General features: G+C 71.8%; 13 protein-coding genes, 4 tRNA genes, 1 other RNA gene and 1 pseudogene. 10 read left to right on the top strand and 9 right to left on the bottom strand.

Annotated elements, in window-relative coordinates; genetic code table 11:
* Positions 1-162: 162 nt before the first annotated feature.
* Positions 163-516: pseudogene (locus ACQUQD_RS21200) on the top strand (tyrosine-type recombinase/integrase); the annotation flags it as partial.
* Positions 517-595: 79 nt separating this feature from the next.
* Here ACQUQD_RS21200 and ACQUQD_RS21205 read toward each other — a convergent pair.
* Positions 596-683: transfer RNA gene (locus ACQUQD_RS21205), tRNA-Ser, on the bottom strand.
* Positions 684-814: 131 nt separating this feature from the next.
* Between ACQUQD_RS21205 and ffs the strand changes: the two genes are divergently transcribed.
* The 6 genes from ffs (at position 815) to ACQUQD_RS21235 (ending at position 9,385) form a co-directional block, all read left to right on the top strand.
* Positions 815-909, top strand: an RNA gene (gene ffs / locus ACQUQD_RS21210) — signal recognition particle sRNA small type.
* 53 nt (positions 910-962) lie between these two features.
* Positions 963-3,167 carry a DNA polymerase III subunit gamma and tau gene (locus ACQUQD_RS21215; RefSeq protein ID WP_428953700.1) on the top strand — a complete coding sequence of 735 codons (2,205 nt, stop codon included), beginning with the start codon at positions 963-965 and terminating at the stop codon, positions 3,165-3,167.
* Positions 3,168-3,265: 98 nt separating this feature from the next.
* Entirely contained in the window at positions 3,266-4,525 is a 1,260-nt protein-coding gene (gene purD / locus ACQUQD_RS21220; RefSeq protein ID WP_428953701.1) for a phosphoribosylamine--glycine ligase, read from the top strand.
* 414 nt (positions 4,526-4,939) lie between these two features.
* Complete coding sequence (locus ACQUQD_RS21225; RefSeq protein ID WP_428953702.1) at positions 4,940-6,682, top strand: hypothetical protein; 1,743 nt, start codon at positions 4,940-4,942, stop codon at positions 6,680-6,682.
* Between the two features lie 255 nt (positions 6,683-6,937).
* Positions 6,938-8,380, top strand: a complete 1,443-nt coding sequence (locus ACQUQD_RS21230) for a N,N-dimethylformamidase beta subunit family domain-containing protein (protein ID WP_428957620.1) — start codon at positions 6,938-6,940, stop codon at positions 8,378-8,380.
* A gap of 102 nt (positions 8,381-8,482) precedes the next feature.
* Positions 8,483-9,385, top strand: a complete 903-nt coding sequence (locus ACQUQD_RS21235; RefSeq protein ID WP_428953703.1) for a phosphoribosylaminoimidazolesuccinocarboxamide synthase — start codon at positions 8,483-8,485, stop codon at positions 9,383-9,385.
* A 40-nt stretch (positions 9,386-9,425) separates the two neighbouring features.
* On the opposite strand, the gene ACQUQD_RS21240 is transcribed toward ACQUQD_RS21235, so the two are convergent.
* From ACQUQD_RS21240 to ACQUQD_RS21275, 8 genes are all read right to left on the bottom strand, one after another.
* Positions 9,426-9,498: transfer RNA gene (locus ACQUQD_RS21240), tRNA-Gly, on the bottom strand.
* Positions 9,499-9,544: 46 nt separating this feature from the next.
* Complete coding sequence (locus ACQUQD_RS21245) at positions 9,545-10,153, bottom strand: response regulator (protein ID WP_428953704.1); 609 nt, start codon at positions 10,151-10,153, stop codon at positions 9,545-9,547.
* Positions 10,150-11,400, bottom strand: a complete 1,251-nt coding sequence (locus ACQUQD_RS21250; RefSeq protein WP_428953705.1) for a sensor histidine kinase — start codon at positions 11,398-11,400, stop codon at positions 10,150-10,152. The genes ACQUQD_RS21245 and ACQUQD_RS21250 overlap by 4 nt, the downstream gene beginning before the upstream one ends.
* A 14-nt stretch (positions 11,401-11,414) precedes the next feature.
* Positions 11,415-12,197: an ABC transporter permease gene (locus ACQUQD_RS21255; RefSeq protein WP_428953706.1), complete on the bottom strand. Its 783-nt coding sequence runs from the start codon at positions 12,195-12,197 to the stop codon at positions 11,415-11,417.
* The gene (locus tag ACQUQD_RS21260) at positions 12,194-13,165 is read right to left on the bottom strand and encodes an ABC transporter ATP-binding protein (protein WP_428953707.1); all 972 of its coding nucleotides are present in this window, start codon (positions 13,163-13,165) and stop codon (positions 12,194-12,196) included. Before ACQUQD_RS21260 ends, ACQUQD_RS21255 begins: the two co-directional genes overlap by 4 nt.
* Positions 13,166-13,293: 128 nt before the next feature.
* Positions 13,294-13,369: transfer RNA gene (locus ACQUQD_RS21265), tRNA-Gly, on the bottom strand.
* Positions 13,370-13,448: 79 nt separating this feature from the next.
* Positions 13,449-13,520: transfer RNA gene (locus ACQUQD_RS21270), tRNA-Gly, on the bottom strand.
* Between the two features lie 125 nt (positions 13,521-13,645).
* Positions 13,646-13,966: a histone-like nucleoid-structuring protein Lsr2 gene (locus ACQUQD_RS21275; RefSeq protein WP_428953708.1), complete on the bottom strand. Its 321-nt coding sequence runs from the start codon at positions 13,964-13,966 to the stop codon at positions 13,646-13,648.
* A 348-nt stretch (positions 13,967-14,314) separates the two neighbouring features.
* Here ACQUQD_RS21275 and purS point away from each other — a divergent pair, with 348 nt between their 5' ends.
* From purS to purL, 3 genes are read left to right on the top strand one after another with little or no spacing between them, the layout of a single operon-like run.
* Positions 14,315-14,590, top strand: coding sequence for a phosphoribosylformylglycinamidine synthase subunit PurS (gene purS, locus ACQUQD_RS21280; protein ID WP_428953709.1), 276 nt, complete (start codon positions 14,315-14,317; stop codon positions 14,588-14,590).
* Complete coding sequence (gene purQ, locus ACQUQD_RS21285; RefSeq protein ID WP_428953710.1) at positions 14,587-15,270, top strand: phosphoribosylformylglycinamidine synthase subunit PurQ; 684 nt, start codon at positions 14,587-14,589, stop codon at positions 15,268-15,270. The genes purS and purQ overlap by 4 nt, the downstream gene beginning before the upstream one ends.
* Positions 15,267-17,528, top strand: coding sequence for a phosphoribosylformylglycinamidine synthase subunit PurL (purL, locus tag ACQUQD_RS21290; RefSeq protein WP_428953711.1), 2,262 nt, complete (start codon positions 15,267-15,269; stop codon positions 17,526-17,528). The genes purQ and purL overlap by 4 nt, the downstream gene beginning before the upstream one ends.
* Positions 17,529-17,634 lie beyond the last annotated feature (106 nt).

The raw sequence follows: 17,634 nt of genomic DNA on the forward strand, positions 1-17,634 counted from the left end.
CCCACCGCAGTGGTTGAAGGCCCCTGACCAAGAACACTCGTCGGGGCCTTCGTCCTGAGTGCTGCCCGCTCGTAACCGTGGTTCCCCGTGAGTTCCCGGTCTATCGGGCACGGATGGGGCACGGAGCTAAGGCGTGATCCAATCTGCCCAGCCAAAGGTGACCGGGAGAGGACCATCGCCGGATCCGACTCGGAGGAGAAGGGATACGTCTTCGCGTCTCCTGCCGGTGGGCCGCTGAGCCCCAACACCGACTATCACCTCTGGAAGCGGCTCCTTCGGGACGCGGGCGTACGGGACGGCCGACTTCGCGACGCACGTCACACCGCTGCGACCGTGCTCCTGCTTCTCGGTGTCCCGGACGTTGTGGTCGACGCGATCATGGGTTGGGAGCCCGGGGGAGCGGCCCGGATGCGCGCTCGGTACATGCACATCACGGGGCCGATGCTGCGGAAGGTCGCGCAGCAAGTGGGAGACGCGCTTTGGGAGCCGTCCCCGGCGGCCTCAGAACTCAACTGAGACGACAACTGAGACGGAGAACGTCGAAGGGCCCCGCTGCTAGCAGCGGGGCCCTTCGACATCGTGCCCGGTGAGGCACTGGCGGAGGATACGAGATTCGAACTCGTGAGGGGTTGCCCCCAACACGCTTTCCAAGCGTGCGCCCTAGGCCTCTAGGCGAATCCTCCGCGGCAAACAATACAAGACGTTGAGGAGTGCTCGCGAACCCGTTCCCGCCGGTCGCCCCCGTCGCCCTCCCGTCGCCCCCTCCGTCGTCCGGACCCGTCGCTGCCACCCGGCCGGAGCATGTACTCTGGGCGCAGCCCCTCACGTGGCGCTATCTGACTGAACTCCCCCAGGGCCGGAAGGCAGCAAGGGTAGGTTGGCTCTGGCGGGTGCGTGGGGGGCGTCTGCGTTCCCGGGGCGGTCGGGGCCGGTTGTCAGTGGGCGCCTATAACCTCGTACATGTGTCGTCTCTCGCGCTGTACCGCCGTTATCGCCCGGAGTCGTTCGCCGAGGTCATCGGGCAGGAGCATGTAACCGACCCGTTGCAGCAGGCGCTGCGGAACAACCGGGTCAATCACGCGTACCTGTTCAGTGGTCCGCGCGGCTGCGGCAAGACGACCAGCGCGCGCATCCTCGCCCGTTGTCTGAACTGCGAGCAGGGCCCCACGCCGACGCCGTGCGGCACCTGTCAGTCCTGCCTGGACCTCGCGCGCAACGGGCCGGGTTCGATCGACGTCATCGAGATCGACGCCGCTTCGCACGGTGGTGTGGACGACGCCCGTGATCTGCGGGAGAAGGCCTTCTTCGGCCCGGCGAGCAGCCGGTACAAGATCTACATCATCGACGAGGCCCACATGGTCACGCCGGCGGGGTTCAACGCGCTGCTGAAGGTCGTCGAGGAACCGCCGGAGCACCTCAAGTTCATCTTCGCGACCACCGAGCCCGAGAAGGTCATCGGGACGATCCGGTCGCGTACGCATCACTATCCGTTCCGGCTCGTGCCGCCGGGCACCCTGCGCGACTACCTGGGCGAGGTGTGCGGCAAGGAGGAGATCCCCGTCGAGGACGGGGTGCTGCCGCTCGTCGTGCGGGCCGGCGCGGGCTCCGTGCGTGACTCCATGTCCGTCATGGACCAGCTCCTCGCGGGCGCCGCCGAGGACGGTGTGACGTACGCCATGGCGACGGGGCTGCTCGGATACACGGACGGTTCGCTGCTGGACTCCATGACCGAGGCCTTCGCCACCGGCGACGGGGCCGCCGCCTTCGAGGTCGTGGAGCGGGTCATCGAGGGGGGCAACGACCCGCGTCGGTTCGTCGCCGACCTGCTGGAGCGGCTGCGGGACCTGGTGATCCTGGCCGCGGTTCCGGACGCGGCGGAGAAGGGGCTCATCGACGCCCCCGCCGATGTCGTCGAGCGGATGCAGGCGCAGGCGAGCACGTTCGGCGCCGCCGAGCTCAGCCGCGCCGCCGACCTCGTCAACGAAGGCCTGACCGAGATGCGCGGGGCCAACGCGCCGCGGCTCCAGCTCGAGCTGATCTGCGCGCGCGTGCTGCTGCCCGCCGCGTACGACGACGCGCGTTCCGTGATGGCCCGCCTCGACCGCATCGAGCGCGGCGGCGTCTTCACCCCGGGCGGTCAGGGCCCCGGTCCCGCGATGGCCTACGTTCCCGGGCCCGATGCCCACGCGCCCATGCCGCCCGCACCGCCCGCACCGTCCGCACCCGTGGCCCCGGTCCCGCCCGGCGGCGGACCGGCGGCGGCCCGTGCGGCAGTGCGCGGCACCGCTCCCGACGCCCCGGCCCCGGCTCCCGCACCCGCGGCCCCCGCACCCGCCCCGACCCCGGAAGCCGCACCACCGGCCCCGCCCGCCCCGGTCGCACCCCCGGCCGCCGCACCCCCCGCTGCCGCACCCCCCGCCGCGGCCCCCGGCGCCTGGCCCACCGCCGCCCCCGCGGGCGGCGGAGGCGGCGGGCGCCGGCCCGGCGGCTGGCCCACCGCCGCGGCCGCCGGTTCCGGCCAGCCGCCCGCCCCGGCGGCGGCCCCCGCGCCCACCGCCCCGGCCCCGTCGCAGCCCGCTCCCGCCGCCCCGGCTCCGGCCGCGGCGCCCGCCGGCGGCCCGGACCCCCGCATGCTCTGGCCGAACATCCTGGAGGCGGTCAAGAACAAGCGCCGCTTCACCTGGATCCTGCTCAGTCAGAACGCGCAGGTGACGGGCTTCGACGGCACGACCCTCCAGCTCGGTTTCGTGAACGCGGGCGCCCGGGACAACTTCGTGAGCAGCGGCAGCGAGGACGTACTGAAGGCGGCCCTGACCGAGCAGTTCGGCGTGCAGTGGAAGGTCGACGCGGTGGTCGACGCCGGGGGCGGCCCCCCGGCACCGCCCGCGCCCGGCGGCTACGGCGGCGGCTACACCCCGCCCCCGGCCCCGGCCCCGGCTCCGGCTCCGACCCCGGCACCCGCGCCTCCCGCGGCGGCATCCGCCCCGACGCCCGCCCCCGCCCCCGCGCCGGCCCCGGCGCCCGCCCCCGCCCGTCAGCCGGTCTCCGCCGAGGACGACGTCCCGGAGGACGACGACCCGGACCTCGACGAGAACGCGCTGTCCGGACAGGACCTGTTCGTCCGCGAACTGGGCGCGACCGTGGTCGAGGAATTCATCAACGAGTAGTGGCGCACCCCGCCCTGGAGAAACCCACAAACCACGGTCCGCTCCCCGTTGGGAAGCCCGTACAAGAGCACACCGCCCGGACGGATAGGCTGACGGGCGTGAAGGTCCTCGTCATCGGCGGCGGCGCCCGCGAACACGCCCTGTGCCGCTCTCTGTCCCTCGACCCCGCCGTCTCCGCCCTGCACTGCGCTCCTGGCAACGCAGGCATCGCCGAGGTCGCCGAGCTGCACGCCGTCGACGCCCTCGACGGCACCGCGGTCACCACCCTCGCCCAGAAGCTGGAGGCCGACCTCGTCGTCGTGGGCCCCGAGGCTCCCCTGGTCGCCGGTGTCGCCGACGCCGTCCGCGGCGAGGGCATCCCCGTGTTCGGCCCGTCCGGCGAGGCCGCGCAGCTGGAGGGCTCGAAGGCGTTCGCCAAGGACGTGATGGCGGGAGCCGGGGTGCCGACCGCCCGGTCCTACGTGTGCACGACCCCGGCGGAGGTCGACGAGGCGCTCGACGCGTTCGGCGCACCGTACGTCGTCAAGGACGACGGCCTCGCCGCCGGCAAGGGCGTCGTCGTCACCGACGACATCGAGAAGGCCCGCGCCCACGCGAACGCCTGCGAGCGCGTCGTCATCGAGGAGTTCCTCGACGGCCCCGAGGTCTCGCTCTTCGCGATCACCGACGGCACGACGGTCGTCCCGCTCCAGCCCGCCCAGGACTTCAAGCGCGCGCTCGACAACGACGAGGGCCCCAACACCGGTGGCATGGGCGCCTATTCGCCGCTGCCGTGGGCCGACCCGAAGCTGGTCCAGGAAGTCCTCGACACGGTCCTGCAGCCGACCGTCGACGAGATGAAGAAGCGCGGCACCCCCTTCTCCGGCCTGCTCTACGCCGGTCTCGCGATCACCAGCCGCGGCGTCCGCGTCATCGAGTTCAACGCCCGCTTCGGCGACCCCGAGACCCAGGTCGTGCTCGCCCGGCTGCGCACCCCGCTGGCCGGTGTCCTGCTCGCCTCCGCGAACGGCACGCTCGCCGACCTGGAGCCGCTGCGCTGGAGCGACGACGCGGCCGTCACCGTCGTCATCGCCTCCCACAACTACCCGGACACCCCGCGCACCGGTGACCCGATCACCGGGCTCGACGCGGTGGCCGCACAGGATGCCCCGAACGCGTACGTCCTGCACGCCGGGACGAAGCGGGACGGCGACAACGGGCCGGTCCTCAGCGCGGGCGGCCGGGTGCTGTCCGTCACGGCGACCGGCGCCGGTCTCGCGCAGGCCCGCGAGCGCGCGTACACCGCGCTGGCCCGCATCGGCCTCGACGGATCCCAGCACCGCACGGACATCGCCGCGAAGGCCGCCGCCGAAAGCTGACCGCCACGGACGGTCGCTGATGATCTCCGACCGCCACGGACGGTCGCGGCCGCCGGGACAGGCCCGGACGCACCAGGCTCGGACAAGGGGCCGGACGGATGACACCCTCTCCCGTCCGGCCCCTGATGTCAGCCACCTTTGCCCAAAGCCATTCCATCGAGTGACCGATGGCCCATCCGGCTGACGATGCCCCGACTCCCAACTAGGGTGCGGCGCACGGAGTTCCGGCACTCGCGAAGCGGAACCACCGCCCGTCGGGACCGGAAAGAACCAGACGGACCACCGGCATTGCGATGTCGGTGGCGGGTGCCACAGTGGGGGAGTGAGCAACGCCACCAGTGTTCTGCCGCGGGTTCCGGCCCGTGGCCGGACAAGAGGCACAGGCAGCAGGGGGTGACATCGATCGTGTCCGGTATGGGTGCGGAAGCGGGTGCGCAGGCAGCGCGCTCCCGGGCCGTCGCCGTGCTGCGCATCCGCGGCAGGGCGACGGCGCTGGCGCTGCTGCCCGCGGCCGCGTCGGTGATCCTGCTCGCGGGCAGCGCCACCGGCCGGCTGACGGGCCGGGGCTGGGACATCGCGCGGGTGGCCGTGTCCGTCCTCGCGGTGCTCGTGCTGCTTGCCGCGGTGGCCGTCGCGCTGGTCGTGGCGCGGGCCAGGCCCGCCGTCAGCCCGACCGTCCCGATCGCCGAGCACACCGCCCCCGATCTGTACCGCCTGGTGCGTGACCTGGCCGACCGCCTCGAGGTCCCGGCGCCCTCGGCGATAGCCCTCACGCCGGACTGCGACAGCTGGCTCGAGGACCGTACGCATCCGGCCCACGGCCCGCCGCGTCCGCCGAAGGACGACAGCGCGAAGGCCCCGGTCGCACCGGTCCTGGTCATCGGCTCCCCGTTCCTGTGGTGGATGCGGGTCGCCGAGCTGCGGGCCGTCCTCGCCCCCGTCGTCGCCGGTACGGGCCCCTCCGCCCACCCCGACATAGCCGCGGCCCGGCGCTTCGTGCGGGGCCTGGACGCGGCCGTCGCGGTCGCCGCGGCACCCGGGCGCGGCCCGCTGGCCCGGATCGTCCTCAGCGGCGTCGGCCGGGTCGCGCGGCTGATGCTGAGCGGCTGCCGGGTGCACGCCGCCGAGATGGAGCGCGGCGTCGCCGCCGCCGGCGCCGAGCGCGCACAGGCTGTGGACTACGGCCTGCGGATCGTCGCCCAGGAGCAGGTCGGACTCGCGTACGCGGGCTGGGACCGGCTGCTCACCCGGGTCGCGCTGCCCGCCTGGCGCATGGGCCGCTGGCCGTCCCGCCTGGACGCGGGCGTGGTCGCCGCCCTCACCGAGCTGTCCCGCCGCGACCGGCTCGCGGAGGGCTTCGCCTCCCGGCTCGGCGAGCGCCCCGCCTGCGACCTCCTCGAAGAGCCCGGCACCGTGGACGAGGCCGCCTCCCTGCTCGCCGCCCGCCTCTTCCACGGCGGCCCCGCCGAACCGGGCCCCGACTGGGCGCCGGTGGACTGGCAGGAGTACCCGGACGAGGTCGTGGACCGCAAATGGCGCATCGACGCCGCCCGTCTGCACCGGGTCCTGGACACCCTGGGCGTGCACAGCACCCGCCCCGCCGTCTCCGCACCGGAGGGCCCGACCCTGGCGCGGGTCCTCGACCACCTCGCGGCGGACCCCGGGACGCTGCCGGAGGAGCCCGCGCCGGACCTCACCGAGGTCTCCCCGGAGACGTACACCGACGCCGAGCTCGACGCCCTGCTCGCGCCCACGCCGCGCCCCGAGGTCGACTCCCTCTCCGCCGGTCTCAGCACCGAGCTGGCCCGCGAGGAGAGCGCGCGCCCCGAGGCGCCCGCGCCCACCGGCCAGAGCCCGGACGGCGCGCTGTGGGACGAGGGCGCGCTGCCGCTTTTCCCGCTGCAACCGCCGCGCAGCGGACGGGAGTTGCTGGCCGATCACGTCACCGCGATGGTGTGCTGCGCCGCCGTGGACACGGCCGGTGCGACCCCGGGTCTCGACTGGCTCGACGGGCCCGCGCTGCTCGTCGACGGGGAGCGCGCCGGGGACCTCGCGCCGCGCGTGCTGAGCCTGGTCGAGGACGGTGACCCGGAGCCCCTCAAGGGCTGGCTGGCCCGTCTCGGCATCCGCCCCGAGAAGCCCGTACGCCTCGTGTGACCCGTCGGCGCGCGATGCGCGCGCACCGGAGGGAGTTGTTCCAGTCTCGTCAATTCGCGACGAACGGTGACGGAGTGCGTGCGTAATGTGATGTGCTGGGACCGGTCGCGGAGCAACTCCGCGCACGAGGGCTCGGGGGAGCGAGGGAGGGGAGCAGCCATGGGGCCGGACAGGGCGGGGCACCCGGACGAAGCGGCACGGCAGAGCGCCGCGTCGCCACCTCGCGCGCGCACCCCCCGCTGGGAGTCCGGCGCGATGGCCCACGCGGTGTCCGATCCGTTCGGGCAGGGCCCGCTGCCCTGGCTGCGCGGCAGCGAGCACTACTTCGACGACACCGGCCAGGTCGTCCCCTGGTACGTGGACCACGCCCCGCAGCCCGGCGCCAGCAACATTCCGGCGCCCCGCACCAGCGGCCCGCGGACCGCCGACGACGTGCACCGCCAGATCAAGGGCTTCACCTCGACCGGCGCGGCCGCGCCCGGCGAGGCGATCGACTTCCACGTCACGGTCGACCCGCCGCAGCAGTTCACCGTGGACGTCTACCGCATCGGCCACTACGGCGGCGACGGCGCCCGCAAGATCACCACGAGCCCGCGCCTGTCCGGCATCGTGCAGCCCGCCCCGCTGACCGCCGACCGCACGGTCTCCTGCCATCACTGGTGGTTGTCATGGCGCCTGCAGATCCCGTCGCACTGGAGCACGGGCGCGTACGTGGCCGTCCTCACCACCCTCGACGGCTACCGCTCGCACGTCCCCTTCACGGTCCGCGACACCCAGCCCGCCGACCTGCTCCTGCTGCTCCCGGACATCACCTGGCAGGCGTACAACCTCTACCCGGAGGACGGCCGCACCGGCGCCAGCCTCTACCACGCCTGGGACGAGGAGGGCCGGCTGCTCGGCGAGAGCGAGGCCGCGATCACGGTGTCCTTCGACCGTCCGTACGCGGGCGCGGGCCTGCCCCTGCACGTCGGTCACGCGTACGACTTCATCCGCTGGGCCGAGCGCTACGGCTACGACATCGCGTACGCCGACACCCGTGACCTGCACGCGGGCCGCATCGACCCGACGCGTTACCGGGGCCTCGTCTTCCCGGGCCACGACGAGTACTGGTCGGCGAACATGCGCCGGACCGCCGAGGCGGCCCGCGAGCACGGCACGTCCCTCGTCTTCCTCTCCGCCAACACCATGTACTGGCAGGTGGAGTTGGGCCCGTCGCCGTCCGGTGTCCCGGACCGGCTCCTCACCTGCCGCAAGCGCAGAGGCCCTGGCCGGGCGGCCCTGTGGCGGGAGATCGACAAGCCGGAGCAGCAGCTCATGGGCATCCAGTACGCGGGCCGCGTCCCCGAGCCGCACCCGCTGGTCGTGCGGAACGCGGACCACTGGCTGTGGGAGGCGACCGGCGCGCACGAGGGCGACGAGATCGAGGGCCTGGTCGCGGGCGAGGCCGACCGCTACTTCCCGCGTACCGCGCTGCCCGAGCACCAGGACCGCATCCTGCTGGCCCATTCGCCGTACCACGACAGCGACAGGACCCGCCGCCACCAGGAGACGTCCCTGTACCGGGCACCGTCGGGCGCGCTGGTCTTCGCGTCCGGAACGTTCGCATGGTCCCCGGCCCTGGACCGGCCGGGCCACGTCGACCCCCGTATCCAGCGGGCGACGGCCAATCTCCTCGACCGCATCTGCAAACGAGACTGAGGCCACGGCCCGCCCCCGAGCCCCCGGTGGGACCCGTGGCCGGAACGCGTCCCCATGTACGGGAGAATCAGAGGCACTCGTACAGAACCACGGGGAGGAACCGTGTCCGGATTCGTCGAAAAGCCCGAGCCAGTACAGGTCCCGGGCCTGGTGCATCTCCACACCGGCAAGGTGCGGGAGCTGTACCAGAACGACGCCGGCGACCTGATCATGGTCGCCAGTGACCGCATGTCGGCGTACGACTGGGTCCTGCCCACGCCCATCACGGACAAGGGCCGGGTCCTCACCCAGCTCTCGCTGTGGTGGTTCGAGCAGCTCGCCGACCTCATGCCGAACCATGTCGTGTCCACGGACCTGCCGGCGGGCGCCCCCGCCGACTGGGCGGGCCGCACCCTCGTCTGCAAGTCCCTGGAGATGGTGCCGGTCGAGTGCGTGGCCCGCGGCTACCTCACCGGCTCCGGTCTGCTCGAGTACAACGACTCGCGGACGGTCTGCGGCCTCGCCCTGCCCGAGGGCCTGGAGGACGGCTCGGAGCTCCCCGCGCCGATCTTCACGCCCGCCACGAAGGCTGCGGTCGGCGAGCACGACGAGAACGTCAGCTACGAGGAGGTGGCCCGCCAGGTCGGCGCGGAGACGGCCACGCAGCTGCGCCAGGCGACCCTCGCCGTCTACAGCCGGGCCCGGGACATCGCGCGGGAGCGCGGCATCATCCTGGCGGACACCAAGTTCGAGTTCGGCTTCGACAAGGACGGCACGCTGGTCCTCGCCGACGAGGTGCTCACTCCGGACTCCTCGCGCTTCTGGCCGGCCGACCAGTGGCAGCCGGGCCGCGCGCAGCCCAGCTACGACAAGCAGTTCGTGCGGAACTGGCTGACCTCGCCGGCCTCCGGCTGGGACCGTGCGAGCGAGCAGCCGCCGCCGGCCCTGCCCGACGAGGTCGTCGCCGCGACGCGCGCCAAGTACATCGAGGCGTACGAGCTGCTGACCGGCCAGAGCTGGTCATGAGAGAAGGCCCCCGGTCACTGACCGGGGGCCTTCTTCACCGAGCGAACGACGAGGTTCGAACTCGCGACCTCAACCTTGGCAAGGTTGCGCTCTACCAACTGAGCTACGTTCGCAAAGCATCACCTGAGTGGTGCTCCGTGCGCCGAAGCGCGACGCCTACTATACCCAACCTCGCTCGCGTGCGATCCGCACCGCGGCGTGACGGTTCTCGGCACCGAGCTTCGAGACGGCCGACGACAGGTAGTTCCGCACGGTCCCCTGGGAGAGCGCGGCCCGCTCGGCGATCTCCGTGACGGGCGCCCCGTCGGCGGCGAGTTCGAGCACCTCGGCCTCGCGCGCGGTCAGCGGCGAGTCCCCCGAGGAGATCGCGTCGGCCGCCAACTCCGGGTCCACATAACGGTTTCCGGCATGGACGGTCCGGATGATCTCGGCGAGCCGCTGCGCGCTCACGGTCTTCGGCACGAAGCCGCGCACCCCGGCGGCGAGGGCCCGCTTCAGATGTCCCGGGCGGCCGTGGCTGGTCACGATCATGGTCCGGCAGCCGGGCAGTTCCGCGCGCAGCGTTGTGGCCACGCTCACACCGTCGGCGCCCGGCATCTGCAGATCGAGCACGGCGACGTCGGGGCGGTGCGCCCGCGCCATGGCGAGCGCCTCGGGCCCGCTCGCGGCCTCGGCGACGACGACCAGGTCGTCCTCCAGCGCGAGCAGGGCGGCGAGGGCGCCGCGGATGAGGTGCTCGTCGTCGGCGAGCAGGACGCGCAGGGTCATCGGACGGCCTCCGCGGCCGGGGCGGCTTTCCCTGACGCCGTGGCGTTCAGCGGCACGGCCGCCACGACGCGGAACCGGCTGCCTTCCGCCGCCGCCTCCAGGGTCCCGCCCACCGCGTCCAGCCGCTCCCGCAGCCCGGCGAGCCCCGAGCCGCGCCCGCTCACCGGTCCCGCGCCGGCCGCGACCCCGTCGTTCTCCACCGTCAGCACCACGCCCTCCGCATCCTGGACCAGCCGTACCGAACACGCCTCGGCGTTCCCGTGCCGCAGCACGTTCGTCGTGGCCTCACGCACCACCCAGCCGAGCGCCGACTGCACCTCGGCCGGCAGCCCGGCCGCCGAACCGGTCACCGTGCAGTCGATCCCGGCGGCGCTCAACACGCCGCGTGCACCCGCGAGTTCGGCGCCCAGGTCGGCCTCGCGGTATCCGCGTACGACCTCCCGGACCTCCTTCTGCGACTGCTGCGCGATGCGCTGCACCTCGATCATCTGCGTCACGGCGTCCTCGGTGCGGCCGCGCCGGGCCAGCTGCACCGCCAGCTCGCTCTTGAGGGCGACGACGGACAGATTGCGGCCCATGACGTCGTGCAGGTCCCGTCCGAACCGCAGCCGCTCCTCGGCGACGGCGAGCCGGGACTCGACCTCGCGGGCCCGCTCGGACTCCCACATGACGGAGAGGTTCCAGCCGCTGCACCGGTAGGACCCCAGGCTGATCGCGGCGGCCAGGACCAGCAGCAGGCCGACCGCCACGAGCACGGCGCTCGTGGGCCGGACGGCCGCCGCGACGGCGATGCCCGCCACGACACCGACGGCCGCGCGCCGCACGAACGTCCGCACCGGCACCATCAGCGTGTACGCACCGGCGAACGGCATCGGCGCGAACAACAGCGGCATGGCGACGAGGCCGTCCTTCACGCTGTCGGTGACCGCCAGGGCGGCGATGAGGCCGAGGGCGGCGACGGCCAGCGCACCGGCCGTGACCGTCATCCACCGGGGCACCGTCCCCCGCCCCAGGTACTGGTCGAGGGCGGCGCGCATGTGCCGGTCGGCGACCAGGCACTGCGCCACGTTCACGACGACGAGCGCGAGGCCGAGGAGGTACGCGGTCCGGTCGCCGCGCAGGCTCCCCGCGAGCCCCGTGCCCGACCAGGCCACGAAGAACAGCCAGTTGACCGCGCGCAGCGAGAACACGGTCTGCCACTCGACCCGCTCGATCTTGCTGCGATCCCGCCACCGCACCCGGCCCACCGGAAGCCCTCCTGTCAGCGCCGCGGTTCCCACCGGAACCATCGCCGTACAGCAAACACCGCGACCGCGATCCAGGCCACCGCGATGACCAGCGCCTGCACCGTGTCCCCGGCGGACAGACTCCCGTCCCAGCCGCCGCGGACCAGGGTGAGCGTCGACGTCAGCGGCAGCGCCTTGCACACGGTGGCCAGCGCGTCCGGCATGGACTGCAGCGGGACGACGGCGCCCGAGCCGAGCATCGAGACGATCAGCATCGGCATCGCGGCGACCTGCGCGCTCTCCACGCTGCGGCTGAAGACCGTGGTGACCGCGGCCAGCGCCACGCACAGCGGGATGCCGAGGAGGACGCCGAGCACGGCCAGCTGGGGCGCCTGCGGGGCCCCGGTGTCCAGCACGAACGTGACCGCGACGGCCAGTACGACGCACTGCAGCAGCCCGATCGCGACGGACGGCAGCGCGGCGCCCGCGAGGATCTCGCCGTCGCGCAGCTCGCCGGTGCGCAGCCGCTTGAGGACCAGTTCCTCGCGCCGCGACGCGTAGACGCTGACCAGGGCGCTGTACACGGCGAACAGCAGCGAGAAGCAGATCGCCGACGACAGCACGACGGGGCCGAGGCTCAGCCCCTGCTCCTTCAGGTCGACCTGCTTCATGGACGCGCTGAGGCTGAACGGCAGCACGAGCGGCACGAACAGGGCCGTGAACAGCACGCCCTTGCTGCGCCCGAGCAGCGTCAGCTCGGCCCGGGCGAGCGACGTCAGCCGCCCGGCGGGGGTGGTCGTCATCGTCACGGTGCTCATACCGCCATCTCCTTCTCCCGCTGGTCGGCCGTGCCCTTGGCGTCCCGTGCGATGCGCAGGAACGCCTCCTCCAGGGAGGCCCCTCGTACGTCGAGCCGGCGCAGTTCCACGCCAGCGTCCCGCGCCCAGACCAGGAGCCCGGTCGCCGCCTGCTGGAGGGCGTCGGTGCGCAGCTTGACGGTGCGCCCGGTGACCTCGTGCCCGGTGACGCCGAGCGCGTCGAGCGGCGGCAGATCGCCCACGAAGTAGCCCTCGGGGAGTTCGAAGGAGATGTGCGAGGGCTGCGCGGCGACGACGTCGGCGACGCGGCCCTCGGCGGCGATCCGTCCCTCGTGCATGATCGCGAGCCGGTCGGCGAGCCCTTCGGCCTCTTCGAGGTAGTGCGTGGTCAGCAGCACGGTCGTGCCCTCGGCACGCAGCCGCCGCACCAACTCCCAGGTGGCCTGGCGTCCTTCGGCGTCGAGACCGGTGGTCGGCTCGTCGAGGAACAGCACCTCGGGCCGGCCGAGCAGCGCGAGCGCGAGGTCGAGCCTGCGCTTCTCGCCGCCGGACAGTTGCTTGACGCGCACCTTCCCGCGGGCGGCGAGCCCGACCATCTCCAGCGCCTCGTCCAGGGGCCGTGCGCCGCTGGTGCAGCCGGCCCACATCCGCGCGGTCTCGGCGACGGTCAGCTCCGAGGGGAAGCCGCCCTCCTGGAGCATCACGCCGATCCGCGGCCGCACCCGGTCCCGCTCGGTGTACGGGTCGTGTCCGAGCACCCGCACCTGCCCCCCGGCAGGTGCGGCGAGTCCTTCGAGGAGCTCGACGGTGGAGGTCTTTCCGGCGCCGTTGGTGCCGAGGAGTGCGAAGAGTTCGCCGCGGTCCACGGAGAAGGAGACTCCGCGCACCGCCTCGAAGGAACCCCTTGTCCCGTCCCCGTACGCGCGGCGCAGATCAGTGACGTCGATCACGCGCTCGTTGTTGGTCATGCCTCAAGCCTTCCGGCCGCGCGGCCCGGTCGGCAGTGCGCGCTGTCATCGACGTACATGACAAATGTCAGAAGGCGGCCCGACACGCGGGAAGCCCCGGATCCTGGTGGATCCGGGGCTTCCCGAACTGGAGCGAACGACGAGGTTCGAACTCGCGACCTCAACCTTGGCAAGGTTGCGCTCTACCAACTGAGCTACGTTCGCATTGCCTCCGACCAGCTCTCACTGATCGGCGCGAGCATCAGCCTACCGCACCCGTATGGGTGATCGGTACGCGATGCGGAGCGGGTGACAGGAATTGCACACTGCGCCTTCCCCCTGGAAGGGGGATGTTCTACTACTGAACTACACCCGCATGTACTCCGTGAGGTGCGGCTCTTTCGGCCTTGCCCCTCGGCGTGCTCCAGACTCTAGCCGACCGCTGGGGGTGCAACGCAAGTCGGTTCTCCCGAGGGGCTCCTGACGGAGGGTGCCGCGGACTCAGTTGGCCTCGGCGAACGCCTCGTAGACCCGCTTCGGGATCCGGCCGCGCGGCGGCACGTCGAAGTCGTTCGAGCGGGCCCAGGCGCGCACGGCCGCCGGGTCCGGGCTGAGGTCGGTGTGCTTGAAGGCCTTGCCGGTCCGGCTGGACCGCTTGCGGCCCGCCTGCAGGTACGGGGCCAGGGCCTTGCGGAGCTTTTTCGCATTGGCTGGATTGAGGTCGATCTCGTACGACCTGCCGTCGAGACCGAAGACGACCGTTTCCGCCGCTTCTCCGCCGTCGATGTCGTCGAAGAGGGTGACCACGACACGCTGCGCCACGAATATCGGTCCCTTCGTCCAGCACCCCGCTTTGACGTGCGGTGATGCCGACTGTCCAGCTGTTGTCGGGCAAAGGTCGGGCATTGTCCCGGCCCGAGTTCAGGCCGGTTGCCTGTATCTGCCAATTCCTTTTTACCCTGCCCGGCATTGTGCTGGGAAGACCAGTTAAAAACCTCCGCGTGTCCGCCGGGTCTCTTATCCGGAGTCTTTCCCTTAATTTTCCGTGCGGATCTGATGTCGTTGCCGTAACGTGATCCGGCTCTCGTAGCTTCCTACTGTCTACGCGAGTAGAAGATTTGGGCAGGTACGCTGAACGGACCTGCTCAGCACCACACACCGGGAGTGCCAGTGGCACGCGTCGTAGTCGACGTCATGCTCAAGCCGGAGATCCTCGACCCCCAGGGCCAGGCGGTGCAGCGTGCGCTGCCGCGCCTCGGTTTCGACGGCATCTCCGACGTTCGCCAGGGAAAGCGATTCGAGCTCGAAGTGGACGGGCCGGTGGATGACGCCGCCCTCGCCCGTATCCACGAGCTCGCGGAAAGCTTCCTCGCCAACACCGTGATCGAGAACTTCACCGTCAAGGTCGAAGAAGCTGCGGAGCCCGTGGTGGGGGCCGAAAAGTGACCGCTCGTATTGGCGTCGTCACCTTTCCGGGTTCCCTCGACGACCGGGACACCCAGCGCGCGATCCGTCTGGCCGGCGCCGAGCCGGTTGCCCTCTGGCACAAGGACAAGGATCTGAAGCAGGTCGACGCGGTCGTCCTGCCGGGCGGATTCAGTTACGGCGATTACCTGCGCGCGGGTGCCATCTCGCGTTTCTCGCCGGTCATGGAGACGCTGATCGACCAGGCGAAGGCGGGCCTGCCCGTCCTCGGTATCTGCAACGGATTCCAGGTGCTCACCGAGGCCCACCTGCTCCCCGGCGCGATGCTCGGCAACGACCACCTGCACTTCATCTGCCGTGACCAGAAGCTGCGCGTGGAGAACACCGGCACCGCCTGGACGTCCGACTACGAGGCGGGCCAGGAGATCCACATCCCGCTGAAGAACATGGACGGGCGGTACGTCGCCGACGAGCGCACGCTCGACATGCTGGAGGCCGAGGGCCGGGTCGTCTTCCGCTACCTCGACGTCAACCCGAACGGCTCGCTGCGCGACATCGCCGGCATCACGAACGAGGCGGGCAACGTCGTCGGTCTGATGCCGCACCCGGAGCACGCCGTGGAGCCCCTCGTCGGGTCCGGCCGCACCGACGGTCTGCCCTTCTTCACCTCGATCCTCAAGAAGCTGGTCGCCGCCTCATGAGCCTCGACACCGTCGACAACGCCGCACAGACCCCCGACGTCGAGCTGCCCTGGGCCGAACTCGGCCTGAAGAAGGACGAGTACGAGCGGGTCGTGGAGATCCTCGGCCGCCGCCCGACCGGCGCCGAGCTCGCCATGTACTCGGTCATGTGGTCCGAGCACTGCTCCTACAAGTCGTCCAAGGTGCACCTGCGCCAGTTCGGCGAGAAGGCCCCGCAGTCGGACGCCATGCTCGTCGGCATCGGTGAGAACGCCGGTGTCGTGGACGTCGGCCAGGGTTATGCCGTCACCTTCAAGGTGGAGTCGCACAACCACCCCTCTTATGTAGAGCCCTATCAGGGTGCGGCTACAGGAGTGGGCGGCATCGTGCGCGACATCATCGCCATGGGCGCCCGCCCGGTGGCCGTGGTCGACCCGCTGCGGATGGGCGCGGCCGACCACCCCGACACCAAGCGCGTGCTGCCCGGCGTCGTCGCCGGCATCGGCGGCTACGGCAACTGCCTGGGCCTGCCGAACATCGGCGGCGAGGTCGTCTTCGACGCCTGCTACCAGGGCAACCCGCTGGTCAACGCCGGCGCCATCGGCGTCATGCGGCACGAGGACATCCACCTCGCGAAGGCGTCCGGCGCGGGCAACAAGGTCATCATGTACGGCGCCCGGACGGGCGGCGACGGCATCGGTGGCGCCTCGATCCTGGCCTCCGAGACCTTCGACGACGCCAAGCCGTCGAAGCGCCCCGCCGTCCAGGTCGGCGACCCCTTCCAGGAGAAGCTCCTCATCGAGTGCACCCTGGAAGCCTTCGCCGAGAAGCTCGTCGTCGGCATCCAGGACCTCGGCGCCGCCGGCATCTCCTGCGCCACCAGCGAGCTGGCGTCGAACGGCTCGGGCGGTATGCGCGTCGAGCTGGACGACGTACCGCTGCGCGACTCCACGCTCTCTCCTGAGGAGATCCTCATGAGCGAGTCGCAGGAGCGCATGTGCGCCGTCGTGGAGCCCGAGAAGGTCGCCCGCTTCCTGGAGATCTGCGAGAAGTGGGACGTCATCGCCACCGTCATCGGTGAGGTGACCGACGGCGACCGGCTGGAGATCTTCTGGCACGGCGAGAAGATCGTCGACGTCGACCCGCGCACGGTCGCGCACGACGGCCCGGTCTACGAGCGCCCCTACGCCCGCCCGGAGTGGCAGGACGCGCTGCAGGCCGACGACGCGGGCAAGCTGCCGCGGCCCGCTTCGGGCGACGAGCTGAAGGCGCAGGTCCTCCAGCTGGTCTCCTCGCCGAACCAGGCGTCGAAGAAGTGGATCACCCAGCAGTACGACCACTTCGTGCAGGGCAACACCGTCCTCGCGCAGCCCGAGGACTCGGGCATGATCCGCATCGACGAGGAGTCCGGCCTCGGCGTCGCCATCGCGACCGACGGCAACGGCCGGTACGCGAAGCTCGACCCGTACACGGGCGCGCAGCTCGCCCTCGCGGAGGCGTACCGGAACGTGGCGACGACCGGTGCCAAGCCGCTCGCCGTCTCCGACTGCCTGAACTTCGGCTCGCCCGAGGACCCGGCCGTCATGTGGCAGTTCGCGGAGGCCATCCGCGGTCTGGCCGACGGCTGTCTGCAGCTGGGCACCCCGGTGACCGGCGGCAACGTCTCGCTCTACAACCAGACGGGCGAGGCGGCGATCCACCCGACGCCGGTCGTCGCGGTCCTCGGCGTCATCGACGACGTGGCGCGGCGCACCCCGGTCGCCTTCCAGGAAGAGGGCCAGCTCCTCTACCTGCTGGGCGACACCCGCGAGGAGTTCGGCGGTTCGGCCTGGTCGCAGGTCGTCCACGACCACCTCGGCGGGCTGCCGCCGAAGGTCGACCTGGAGCGCGAGCGGCTGCTCGGCGAGATCCTGATCTCCGCGTCGCGCGACGGCATGATCGACGCCGCGCACGACCTGTCCGACGGCGGTCTGATCCAGGCCGTGGTCGAGTCGGCGCTGCTCGGGCAGAAGGGCGCGCGCCTGGTCGTCCCGGACGGTCTCGACGCGTTCACCTTCCTCTTCTCCGAGTCGGCGGGCCGTGCGGTCGTGGCCGTGCCGCGGAGCGAGGAGCTGCGGTTCAACGACATGTGCGGTGCGCGGGGTCTGCCCGTCACCCGCATCGGTGTCGTGGACGGTTCCGGCGAGGACGCCACGGTCGACGTGCAGGGCGAGTTCGCACTGCCGCTGGCCGAGCTGCGCGAGGCGCACGAGAACACGATTCCGGCGCTGCTGGCCTGAGTCCGGCCGCGAAGCCCCCCGCCCGAGCAGGGCGGGGGGCTTCGTCGTGTCCGGGGCGGGCACCACTCGAACGAGGGGTTGTCGAGCTTTACGTAATTACGTAATC

The sequence above is a fragment of the Streptomyces sp. cg35 genome (assembly GCF_050410835.1).
Lineage (GTDB): Bacteria > Actinomycetota > Actinomycetes > Streptomycetales > Streptomycetaceae > Streptomyces.